We start from the raw sequence: 8,297 nt of genomic DNA, 5'->3' as shown, positions 1-8,297 counted from the left end.
GCCTACTACTCCTCGACCCTCTCGATAGACACCGCGGGCATGAGCCCCGGGGACTACGGTGTCGTCGTTGAGGGGTGCAGTGGGAGCTCCTGCTACAGAGCCTATGCCACTTTGACTGTTTTGGAGGCTCCAAAGCCGGAGAACATAAACCTGATAGTTTATCCGCTGACCCTAGTGGGGAAGCCCGGCGATAACCTCAAGGTGGATGTGACGGTGAGCATCCCAGGGGGGAAGAGCCCCGACGCCCTCAAGCTCAAGGTCTACGCGCCTCCCGGCTGGTACGTGAGCTACTATCCGACCACATTCTACGAGACGTCGTCGGTCCAGCTCTGGCTGTCCATACCCAAGGGCACGGCCCAGGGGACCTACAGCATGGGAATCGAGCTCTACAAGGGAGAGACCCTCCTCAGGAGCAGGACTGTGGTCATCATGGTTAAGGCCGAACAGGCCCAGTTGTCCGTATACACCGTGCCCACTGAGGTCTTTCTGAGCAAGGAGGCTCCCGAGGCCCAGGTAGCGGTTCTGGTGAGCTCGACTGGAGAGGTGGGCGATCTCACGATTTCGCTAGCGGGCCTTCCGTCTGGAGTGAGCTACTCCATTCCACCCAAGCTGAGGCCGGGACAGCTGGGCGTCCTGAACCTCACTCTCAGGGATGCCAAGGAGGGGAACTACACGGCATCCATAGTGGTCACTGGCGACGGTGTCTCCGCGACAGGCAGCTTCAGGGTGGTGGTGAAGGGTGCGCAGATGACCACGACTGCTCAGATAACCCAGACGGAGACAAAACAAATGACAATCACGGAAACAGTCAGGGAAACAGTTACAGTGACCTCGGAAAGGGCTCCGGCCCTCTCGGATTACCTGATGGTGGCGGCGATATTGCTCCTCCTGGTGGCGATAGCCGCTATACTCCTCACCCGCGGGAGATCCGCGACCCCTGTCGCGCAGGGCGAGACCCCGCCCCCCTCATGATTTTTCAACTGGAACGCCGCAGTGGCCCCGTGCTGAGGGTAGAAACTCTAAAGGGGTTAGTTAATCAGCTGATCGGGGAGGAGGTAGCGGCATCAGGAGTTCCCTTCAGGCTGCCGGCTCCTGTCGCGAGCTGCAGCGCCGAGAACCCTCTCTGGCACGAGCTTAGGAGATCACATCCTTGGATGAGGCTCCCCCAGGAGCTGCTGCCGGGCGCCAGGGGGGTTATAGTTTTCGCGCTTCCCATCAGTTCAGAGGCCATAAGGAGTAACTTGGACGGAGATTACCCATCGCATCAGTGGCTAAGGGATTACATAGTGGCTAACGACATCCTATGGAGGGTGGCTGTTAAGCTGTCCTCGATTCTGGAGGAAAGAGGTCACAGGAGCCTGCCCATGAGGCCCACGCATGACTTCGATGAGGAGAACTTGATAGCAAGCTGGAGTCACAGGCACGCTGGTTATATCTGTGGTCTGGGAACCTTCGGTCTTCATAACCTCCTGATAACCGAAATGGGCTGCGCCGTGAGGCTTAATTCCCTGATAACCGATGCTATAGTCGAGGAGAGCCCCAGACCTAGCTTCGAGTACTGCCTAGCCAAGAGGGGTCTGAGGTGCGATGCCTGCCTGCGCAGGTGCCCGGTGGGGGCATTAGATGACTGGTCTTCCGGTAAGAGGAGGTGCTATGAGAGGCTCCTAGAGGTCGCGAATAGCTCTTCCCTTGGCTACGCGGATGCCTGCGGCAAGTGCTCGACTGGGGTCCCCTGCTCCACGTCGATCCCCCTGTACGAATCTCGTAATCTAAGGTGATGCCATCGCTCTTCAATTCCTAGAATCGTACTAGTTTCAGCCCCATAAAACTAACCTTTATATGCATCTCACGTCATTCGAACGCATGCTCATCGAACCGATCTACGTTATATGACTATGAAACACCGATGCCACCGATCTATCTTCTGGAGGGAAAGGGAGGTATGAGAGGCTTGAGGTGGTATGAGTGGTTCTTCCCAGAGCTGGGGATCCCGAGATTAGCTAGGAGAATTCCTTCCCATGAGCTGGTGATCACTGACACCACCCTGAGGGACGGTCAGCAGGGCAGCAGGCCGTTCACGGAGGAGGAGTGCATGAGGATATACTCCCTCCTCTCAGAGCTGGACAATGGAAGCGGTGTCTTGAGGGAGATAGAGCTCTTCCCATACACAGCAAAGGATAGGAGGATCATAAGGACGCTTAGGGACATGGGGACAACTCCCAAGCCGATAGGATGGATCAGGGCCAGCATGGAGGATCTCAGGCTGGTCAAGGAGTCAGGCCTGGATGCCACGGTGATACTGACCTCGGTATCGGACTACCACATCCATCACAAGCTGAGGATGGACAGGGAGAGGGCCAGGGAGAAGTTCATATCGGTCATCAGGGAAGCCCTGAGGATGGGTCTCAGGATAAAGGTCGCCATGGAGGACATAACGAGATCAGACATATATGGTTTCGTTCTACCGTTTGTAGATGATGTCTTGAGACTCTCTGAGATTGAGGGGATTGATGTGGGATTCAAGCTCTCCGATACGCTCGGGCTAGCCCTTCCCTTCCCGGATCTACCCCTCCCCAGGAGCGTCCCAAAGCTAGTGAGGACCCTTGTGGATGAGCTCGGTTTGAAGAGCGGACAGCTTGAGTTTCACGGTCACAACGACTTCCACATGGTTGTAGCGAACCATCTAGCTGCCTGGCTTTACGGTGCCTCCATATCCAACTGCACGCTCATGGGCATAGGTGAGAGGGCCGGGAACTGCCCCCTGGAGGCCATGGTCATACTGCGTTCCCAGATCTTGGGGGATGGTGGGATGAACCTTAGAGCCTTGGGAAAGATAGCGGATCTCTTCAATGATATGGGATTCAACGTACCTAAGTTCTTCCCCATACTCGGGGAGAACGCCTTCAAAACTAAGGCTGGGATCCACATAGATGGGCTGCTGAAGAGTCCATCCATATACCTGCCCTTCGATCCGGGGATAGTGGGGAGATCCTACGGCATCGAGGTGTCCCCATACTCCGGCAGGTCCGGCCTGATATACTGGCTCGCCAAGAGACTCAATCTTAAGAACTGGGAGGAGCTGAAGGAGGATCCCAGGTTGGAGCTGGCCTACGATGAGATGATGAAAGTATTTGAGAGCGGAAGGACGGAACCCCTCAAAGAGGAGGAGGTCATGGCGATAGTAAGGAAGTACTTCCCGGAGCTCTCGGTGGTGAGTGAGCAATGGCGATGACGATGGTTGAGAAGATAATATCCTCGAAAATCGGCAGGTTCGTGAGCCCGGGAGAGCACGTGGTCGTTCCGGTGGATCTGGTCTACGCTCATGACGGCACGGCACCTCTAGCCATAGAGGTGATGGAGAACCTGGGCCTCAGGGAGATGAAGGGAAGGGTAGTTTTCACTATAGATCATGCGTCACCGCCCCCAAACGTGGAATCCGCGTCTTCGCAGATCAGGATGAGGGAATTCGCCTCCAGGTGGGGAGTGGAGCTCCTCGACGCGGGCGAGGGCATATGTCATCAGGTCATACCGGAGAGGGGCATGGTCAGGCCCTGGGACGTGGTGATAGGGGCGGACAGCCACACCGTGACATTGGGAGCGCTGGGCGCCTTAGCAACGGGTGTCGGGAGCACAGATGCCGCGATAGCCATGATGACTGGGAAGATATGGCTGAGGGTTCCCGAGACGATAGCCTTGAGGATAGAGGGAGAGTTGAAGAGCTATGTGACCGCCAAGGACGTCATATTGGAGATCATAGGGGAGCTGGGGAGCGATGGGGCCAATTACAAGGCTGTTGAGTTCTTGGGATCGACAGTCGAATCGATGAGCGTTGATTCAAGGATGGTGCTGGCCAACATGAGCGTGGAGATGGGGGCTAAGGCCGGTCTGATACCCGCGGACGCAAAGACGATAGCGTGGCTCAAGGAGAGGGTTTCGGGAGAGGTGAGGGAGATAGGCCCGGATAATGAGGCCGATTACTCATCAATTCATACATTCTCAGCCGAGGAGATAAAGCCGAACGTTTCCCTCCCCGGAAAAGTCGACGAGGTCGTTCCCGTGGAGGAGGTGGAGGGGGAGGACGTTCAGCTCGTCTTCATGGGATCCTGCTCCGGGGGGAGGTTCGAGGATTTCATGGGAGCGGCGAGGATAATGAGGGGAAGGAGGAGGAAGGAGAGCACGAGATGCGTAGCAATTCCAGCATCAAAGGAGGTCTACATGAGGCTCATAGACTCCGGTCTGATCAAGGTTCTGCTGGAGTTCGGTTGCCTCATAGGCCCCCCAACGTGCGGCCCCTGCATAGGGGCTCACATGGGTCTGGCGGGACCAGGCGAGGTCGTGGTCTCGACATCCACGAGGAACTTCCCCGGGAGGATGGGCTCCCCCGACAGCAGGGTATACCTAGCATCCCCCCTGACCGCGGCCGCCTCAGCGGCAGCCGGCAAGCTGACGGATCCAGGGAGGTTCCTAGGATGAGGATATGCGGTAGAGCTTGGAGGCTCGGGGACGACGTCACGACCGATCACATAATCCCGGGGAGGCTGAAGTACTCGGTGGCCAGCCTGGAGGAGATGAGGAGGTACGTGTTCCACGACCTCATACCGGACTTCCCCGAGCTTGTGAGACCCGGAGACATAATAGTGGCCGGGAGGAACTTCGGTTACGGCTCCAGTAGGGAGCATGCGGCCAGGCTGCTGAGGATGGTCGGTGTGGGTGCCGTGGTAGCCTCAAGCTTCGCCAGGATATTCTACAGGAACGCCGTAAACGTCGGCCTCCCGGCGATAGAGGCGGAGGTCGAGGCGGATCAGTGGGATCTGATAGATGTGGACTTGGAGGGAGGGGTGATCGAGAACAGGACGAGGGGATCAACCTTCAGATTCAAGCCCTTTCCTAGGGAGATCTTGGAGATCCTTGAGGAGGGAGGCGTTGAGGAGTACTTCAGGAGGAGGGGAAGGCTCCCGTGGGGGTGATCGCATGCTGAAGGTGGCCGTGATCGAGGGAGACGGTGTGGGGCCGGAGGTCGTGAGAGCGGCCGTATCCCTACTAGAGAGGTACTTGGAAGTCGAGCTCGTGAGAATCAGGGCCGGCAGGTCCTTCTTCATGGAGTCCGGAAGGCCCATCGAGGAGGGGGGGCTGGAGAGGATAAGGGAGTGCGACGCCCTCCTGAAGGGTCCCGTGGCGACCCCGACGAGGGGACCCAGCTACCCCAGCGTGAACACCCTCATAAGGAGGTCCTTCGGACTCTTCGCGAACGTGAGACCGTTTAAGGGGTATGAGGGAATCTCATTGAGGAGGATGGATACTGTCATCGTGAGGGAGAACTTGGAATGTCTTTACTATGGCTGGGAGGTCGATGATGAGGAGCGGTCAATAGCGATGAGAGTGATAACAAGGAGGGGGGCGGAGAGGATATCGGAGTTCGCCTTCAGATTGGCTGAGCGCGAGGGGAGGAAGAGGGTAACGGCGATTCACAAGAAGAACATACTGAAGAAGACGGATGGCCTCTTCCTGGACTCCTTCTACAGGATCGCCTCTAGGTTCAACCTGAGGGCGGATGATGAGATAGTGGACGCGGCAGGCTATAAGCTCGTGAAGCTGGATGACGCGTTCGACGTGATGGTAACGCCCAATCTATATGGCGATATACTCTCCGACGTGGCGGCCGGCATCGTGGGAAGCATAGGGCTCTGCGGATCAGCTCAGATAGGGGATGATTTCGCCGCATTCGAGCCGATCCATGGGACGGCCGAGGACATAGCAGGCAGGGGGGTGGCCAACCCCATAGGAACGCTGGTTTCGGTTTCCATGATGCTGGACTGGCTGGCGGAAAGGGGGAAGGTGGCTAGGGGGAAGGGAGCTAGGATTAGGGAGGCGATAGACTCCCTGATGAGGGACAGGACCTGCCTGACCCCGGATCTTGGGGGTGAGTGCACCACTGATGGTGTGGCAGAGGAGATCATAAGAAGGCTCTAAAAAAGGGAAGGGGTTATCCTCTCCCGTAGATGCCCATAAGCTGAGCCTCCCCTATCACGTGATTCCTCATGGCCCTCTCAACGTCACCCTTTCTCGCCCCAGGAGCCAGCTCCAAGGTGGTGTTGAGTGCGTAGAGCTTGAAGAAGTACCTGTGGGGCTTCCCCTTCGGCGGGCAAGGACCGCCGTACCCGTAATCACCGAAATCATTCCTTCCCTGTGATCCATAGGCCGTCTCCTTTCCCTTGGGGACCCCCTCGGGGAGGGAGGTCACGCTGGCCGGTATGTTGTAGAGGACCCAGTGGGTGAAGACACCGGCCGGGGCGTCAGGGTCATCTACTATGAGGACGTAGCTCACTGTACCCTCCGGAGCCCCCTCCCAGCTCAGGGGAGGAGACAGGTCCTCGCCATCGCATGTGTACTTCCTAGGGATCGTTCCATTGTTCTCGAAAACGGACCTGATGACGAAAGGCATCCTCCCACCCACCTCGGCACCCGCTCCTCCCGGGCTCCAGGTTAAGTAGAGGATGACCGCAACCAAGATGATTGCCGGGATCACGAGCGCTACCAGGAGCCTGGGACTCATCCCGAGATCACGCATGCCCAAAAGATAAAGTTAACCTCTCCTCAGAACGGACTCGGCCCACTCCTTGACCTGGCTATAATCCTTGGCCCACTTCGGGATCTTTCCCCTGGCCCTCATCTCCTTCAGGATGCCCCCAAGCCTCTCAGGAGTCATCCCCAAGGATGAAGCTGCTTCCAGAAAGTCGCTGGACTCAGCTATCCTCCTAAGCACGATTATTTCATCCTCATCGAGCTCTGAGGGATAAAGGACGGATGGAAGCACCTCCATGAGGGCGGACCTGATCTCCTCCCTCAGGATACTCCTCAGCTCATCCGGATCGGAGAGGAGGAGATCCTCCAGTACTATGACCTCGACGCCCAGCTCCCCGGCCAGAGCCTCGGATGCGGCATCCGAGAATCCCCTGCATACGACCAGAGGTTTCGAGTTGAGTAGGAGCGCGTTCACGTATGCCTGCCTCACCCCACCCACGTCTATCCTACCGCTCTTCACCTCCACGGCGTAGCTTTCCCCTGACTTAACCGCGATTAGGTCGACATCGCTGACCTCGTAGCCTCCCACCCTCACGGGAACGAGCTCAGCAATTATTTCGAATCCCCTATCCCTCAGCACAGCCTTGGCCACTGATAGAGAGCTCCTCATCTCACTAGCACACTCCCCTTCCCTCTTTCAATGTCAAAGGTGACCCACTCCGTCCTGTGCTTCGAGCCGCTCATCCTCCTGACCCTGATCTGTTTGGTCAGCGCTCTGTCCACGACCTCCGGGTTGAACCTGAGATCTATGACACCGTCGGAGATGACCTCCACCTGGAACCTGAAGTCGTCGTAGAACCCGAAGTGGAAGCTGTAGATGATGGGTATTCCATAGTACCTGCAGAGGAGCGCCTTGGCCGTCTTCATCATGTCCAGCAGCACCGATGCATCGGGGGCTATCGTCAGGAACTCCGTGAGGGAGTCCATGAGCACGATCCCCTTGCCCTTTAGCCTCTCAGTTTTCTCAAATATGACCTCCCAGACGCTCTCGGGGTTCCTGGGATCCTCAACCTCGATGGCCCCCCTCAGCCTGGGATAGTCCGGTATTGGGATGTTCAGGTTCCTGAGCCTGTAGGAGAAGCAGTCCAAGAACTCTAAGGAACCGCTCTCAAGGTGCCTCGCCACCTCCAGACCTAGGGAGCTCATGCTCAACATCCTGGAGTGGGGTGTATCCTCCAGAAGGACGAAAAGGACTCTTTCCCCTCTCTCCAAGAATCTGAAGGCCAACTCATTCAGTATGACGCTCTTCCCAGTCCCAGTCTCACCGAAGATACCTATCAAGCTTCCCCTCAGCACACCCTCGGGGATCAGGAAGTCGAGGGGCTCCGCACCAAGCATCATTCTCTCCAGCCCCAAACGTTCACCCAGGGATCACAGGCCCCAACTTAATATTCACTTTCTCACGATGGCCACATGATTCTCCACGAAGAACCTCGACTTGAAGCTCCTCCCATAATACCTGATCTCGGAGAACCCGGCCCTCCTCAGGAGTGAGAGGAACTCCGATCTCGTGAAAAGATGGTAGTACCTCGGAAGCACCCTATCGCCCCTCCTCCAGGGGACGTAGACGTCGCCCGGGCTCCTTCCTCTCAGAATGTTTAGGAGCATCTCCGGGAACTTCTTGAAGAACCTAGGCTGAAAGAGGGCCCAAACGGAGATTATGGCTATGCCATCATTCTTGAGGACTCTCCTGACCTCGGTGAGGGATCTCAGCC

General features: G+C 57.1%; 10 protein-coding genes. 6 read left to right on the top strand and 4 right to left on the bottom strand.

What is annotated here, in order from left to right; translation table 11 throughout:
- From BA066_05590 to BA066_05565, 6 genes are all read left to right on the top strand, one after another.
- Positions 1 to 972: hypothetical protein (locus tag BA066_05590; protein RDD53224.1), on the top strand; the 972-nt coding region annotated here is incomplete at its 5' end.
- A 29-nt stretch (positions 973 to 1,001) separates the two neighbouring features.
- Positions 1,002 to 1,778 carry an epoxyqueuosine reductase gene (locus BA066_05585; GenBank protein ID RDD53223.1) on the top strand — a complete coding sequence of 259 codons (777 nt, stop codon included), beginning with the start codon at positions 1,002 to 1,004 and terminating at the stop codon, positions 1,776 to 1,778.
- A 173-nt stretch (positions 1,779 to 1,951) separates the two neighbouring features.
- Positions 1,952 to 3,232, top strand: coding sequence for a 2-isopropylmalate synthase (locus tag BA066_05580; protein ID RDD53227.1), 1,281 nt, complete (start codon positions 1,952 to 1,954; stop codon positions 3,230 to 3,232).
- Positions 3,229 to 4,473 carry a homoaconitate hydratase family protein gene (locus BA066_05575; protein ID RDD53226.1) on the top strand — a complete coding sequence of 415 codons (1,245 nt, stop codon included), beginning with the start codon at positions 3,229 to 3,231 and terminating at the stop codon, positions 4,471 to 4,473. The genes BA066_05580 and BA066_05575 overlap by 4 nt, the downstream gene beginning before the upstream one ends.
- Positions 4,470 to 4,967 carry a 3-isopropylmalate dehydratase gene (locus BA066_05570; GenBank protein ID RDD53222.1) on the top strand — a complete coding sequence of 166 codons (498 nt, stop codon included), beginning with the start codon at positions 4,470 to 4,472 and terminating at the stop codon, positions 4,965 to 4,967. The genes BA066_05575 and BA066_05570 overlap by 4 nt, the downstream gene beginning before the upstream one ends.
- A gap of 7 nt (positions 4,968 to 4,974) precedes the next feature.
- On the top strand, positions 4,975 to 5,970 hold the full coding sequence (locus BA066_05565) for an isocitrate/isopropylmalate dehydrogenase family protein (protein ID RDD53225.1): 996 nt from the start codon (positions 4,975 to 4,977) through the stop codon (positions 5,968 to 5,970).
- Between the two features lie 13 nt (positions 5,971 to 5,983).
- On the opposite strand, the gene BA066_05560 is transcribed toward BA066_05565, so the two are convergent.
- The 4 genes from BA066_05560 to BA066_05545 all read right to left on the bottom strand — a co-directional run.
- Positions 5,984 to 6,553, bottom strand: a complete 570-nt coding sequence (locus BA066_05560; GenBank protein ID RDD53221.1) for a YbhB/YbcL family Raf kinase inhibitor-like protein — start codon at positions 6,551 to 6,553, stop codon at positions 5,984 to 5,986.
- Positions 6,554 to 6,583: 30 nt separating this feature from the next.
- Positions 6,584 to 7,192, bottom strand: a complete 609-nt coding sequence (locus BA066_05555) for a hypothetical protein (protein RDD53220.1) — start codon at positions 7,190 to 7,192, stop codon at positions 6,584 to 6,586.
- Positions 7,189 to 7,938: a hypothetical protein gene (locus tag BA066_05550; protein RDD53219.1), complete on the bottom strand. Its 750-nt coding sequence runs from the start codon at positions 7,936 to 7,938 to the stop codon at positions 7,189 to 7,191. The genes BA066_05555 and BA066_05550 overlap by 4 nt, the downstream gene beginning before the upstream one ends.
- A 36-nt stretch (positions 7,939 to 7,974) precedes the next feature.
- The coding region (locus BA066_05545; protein ID RDD53218.1) for a hypothetical protein at positions 7,975 to 8,297 on the bottom strand (323 nt) is incomplete at its 5' end.

Source organism: Candidatus Korarchaeota archaeon NZ13-K (assembly GCA_003344655.1).
GTDB lineage: Archaea > Korarchaeota > Korarchaeia > Korarchaeales > Korarchaeaceae > Korarchaeum.
The sequence above is the reverse complement of the archived record's forward strand: the minus strand, read 5'-3'. Positions and strand labels throughout refer to the sequence as shown.